Annotated in this window: 4 protein-coding genes; 1 reads left to right on the top strand and 3 read right to left on the bottom strand. The window is 41.6% G+C overall.

Translation table 11 applies throughout. The features are described 5' to 3' along the window. Positions 1 to 173, top strand: a 173-nt coding sequence (locus tag B5F71_RS19200) for a transposase (RefSeq protein ID WP_143269951.1), incomplete at its 5' end; no start/stop codon positions are given. A gap of 205 nt (positions 174 to 378) precedes the next feature. Here the strand turns inward: B5F71_RS19200 and B5F71_RS19190 are convergent. The 3 genes from B5F71_RS19190 to B5F71_RS19180 are packed head-to-tail and all read right to left on the bottom strand — an operon-like array spanning position 379 to position 2,369. Further along, complete coding sequence (locus tag B5F71_RS19190) at positions 379 to 795, bottom strand: PIN domain-containing protein (RefSeq protein WP_087213532.1); 417 nt, start codon at positions 793 to 795, stop codon at positions 379 to 381. Next, on the bottom strand, positions 792 to 1,040 hold the full coding sequence (locus B5F71_RS19185) for a DUF6364 family protein (RefSeq protein WP_087213529.1): 249 nt from the start codon (positions 1,038 to 1,040) through the stop codon (positions 792 to 794). The genes B5F71_RS19190 and B5F71_RS19185 overlap by 4 nt, the downstream gene beginning before the upstream one ends. Positions 1,041 to 1,079: 39 nt before the next feature. Beyond that, a complete protein-coding gene (locus B5F71_RS19180; RefSeq protein WP_087213536.1) occupies positions 1,080 to 2,369 on the bottom strand; it encodes a nucleotide sugar dehydrogenase in 1,290 nt (429 codons plus the stop codon). Positions 2,370 to 2,552 lie beyond the last annotated feature (183 nt).

Here is a 2,552-nt window from a genome sequence, read left to right as displayed (position 1 = left end):
AATGTCCATCCAAATTTCAAGTACTGCCCAAACGCTGGATTGTGGAACGCTCTTTCTCATGGCTGGAAAACTTCAGAAGGCTGACCATCGATTATGAATTCCTTGCTGAGACTGCGGAAGCTATGGTACAGATTGCATTCATCCAAATCGTGCTTAACAAATTTATCGAATGAAATCAAAACAGCTTCTTAAACCATTTCTGGAAAATGTTATAAGGGACTTTGTTCTTTAAACAAAACGATTGGAGAGATTCTCCATGAGGCAAAGCCTCGGTCTGGTACTGAAAGTAAAACCTTTCAAGATCTTCACTGCTATACATAATTCTATAAATTTGGTTGGCAGCGAAGTTACCCATTTCAATCAATAGCCATTTTTTGACTACTTACAGAAATATCTTGCTAAAAAATCATCTGGTGTCATAACCGGAAGTTTAGACAAGGAAAAGTCTTTAACATTTCGGGTAACAATGACACTTACGTTTTCTTTTATAGCTGAACAATACTGCAACGCATCCTCAAAATCATCAAAACCGGAAGACAGCGCATTGTCAACAGTTTGTTCATCAGCTAAAGTTACATGCGAAAGTTTACGCAAATTAGATAAGAGTATACGTAATTCTTCAATAGGATGTTTTCGAAGGACATAAGCTGCTGTGGCATAAGTCAAAGGAGAGAGATATAAAGACAATTCCCTTTTATAGGCCAACGTAAACAATTTTACAGCAGCAAGATAGAACCTTTCACGCTTATCCAGCAAATCTATTACAACATTTGTATCAAGAAATGCCCTTTTCATTGATGCTTCTGTTCTAAATGACCATAATAGGCTTTCCGTCCGTTGATGTCGTCATCATCTACCTGAGCCCCAGCTCCTAACAGACTCAATACAATATCCGGAATTTCTTCCGTCTCTTCTCTTGAAGAGGTGAGACGCGAAAGAAAATCTTCAATAATGGAAGAAAGGCTTTTCCCTTCTGCTGTAGCGTATGCTTGCGCCTTGTCTACCAATTCCTTGTTCAGTCTGATTGCTGTTGTTGCCATAGCTTTATCCCTTTTCTGCAAAAATAAAAATTATTTTTGTTATAAGCAAGGAGTATGTTTCAAAATCAGTCTCTTCCAAACAAATCCCTCGTATGGCAAATCCCTCGTATAAACCTTTTCCTGTACATCATCCAGACAAGCGTCATAGCGGTTGGCGATAATCGCCTGGCTCTGCGCCTTGAAAACATCCAGGTCATTCACCACCTTGCTGCCGAAAAACGTACTGCCATTCTCCAGCGTAGGCTCGTAGATTATCACTTCCGCACCTTTGGCTTTCACCCGTTTCATTACACCTTGGATGCTTGACTGACGGAAGTTGTCCGAGTTTGATTTCATTGTCAAGCGGTAAACACCGATGACGCACTTTTTTTCTTCTGATGGATTGAAATCGCCACGGTTATAATAATTATAGTAACCAGCTTTGTGAAGTACACGGTCAGCAATAAAATCTTTTCTTGTTCGGTTGCTTTCCACGATAGCTTGAATCAGGTTTTCGGGCACATCGGCATAGTTGGCAAGTAGCTGTTTCGTGTCCTTAGGAAGACAATAACCACCATAACCGAAATTCGGATTGTTGTAATGAGTGCCGATTCGTGGGTCAAGACAAACACCGTTGATTATAGCCTGTGTATTGAGTCCTTTCATTTCTGCGTAGGTATCCAGTTCGTTGAAATAGCTTACACGCAAGGCAAGATAGGTATTGGCAAGAAGTTTCACCGCTTCGGCTTCCGTTGTACTCATGAACAAGGTGTCAATGTTTTCCTTTATTGCTCCTTCCTGCAATAATTCCGCGAATGTGTGGGCTGCTTCATCCAGCCGTTTATCCCCTTCGGGTCTGCCTACGATGATGCGGCTGGGATAGAGGTTGTCATACAATGCCTTGCTTTCGCGCAGGAATTCGGGTGAAAAAATGATGTTGTCGCACTGCATTTTCTTGCGGATGCTTTCGGTATAGCCTACGGGAATGGTGCTCTTAATCACCATGATGGTGTGCGGATTGACACTCTTTACCAGTTCAATGACTTCTTCTACATGGCTGGTATCGAAATAATTCTTTACCGGGTCGTAATTAGTAGGTGCTGCAATCACCACAAAATCTGCATCACTGTATGCCTTTGCTCCGTCCAAGGTTGCGGTCAGGTTCAAATCTTTCCCGGCAAGATACTTTTCAATGTATTCGTCCTGGATGGGTGACTTGCGTTGGTTGATCAAGTCTACCTTTTCGGGTATCACGTCTACAGCCGTTACCTGATGGTGTTGTGCCAAGAGCGTGGCAATGGAAAGTCCTACGTAACCTGTTCCGGCTACGGCTATTTTTATATTCTTCATATCGGTAAGTTTATGTTGTTCTATTGTGGTTGTAGGCAATCGCTCATGATTGGCTTTTATATCTGCCTTTTTAGGGATATATACTGCATCGGCAGTTGCAGTATATATTCATCGGCAGTTGCAGTATATATTCATCAGCAGTTGCAGTATATATTCAACTGCCGATGCAGTATATATTCATTT

It is taken from the genome of Bacteroides sp. An269 (assembly GCF_002159755.1).
GTDB classification, from domain to species: domain Bacteria; phylum Bacteroidota; class Bacteroidia; order Bacteroidales; family Bacteroidaceae; genus Phocaeicola; species Phocaeicola intestinalis.
Note: the sequence above shows the minus strand (reverse complement) of the source record. Positions and strands in the feature narration are given on the sequence as shown.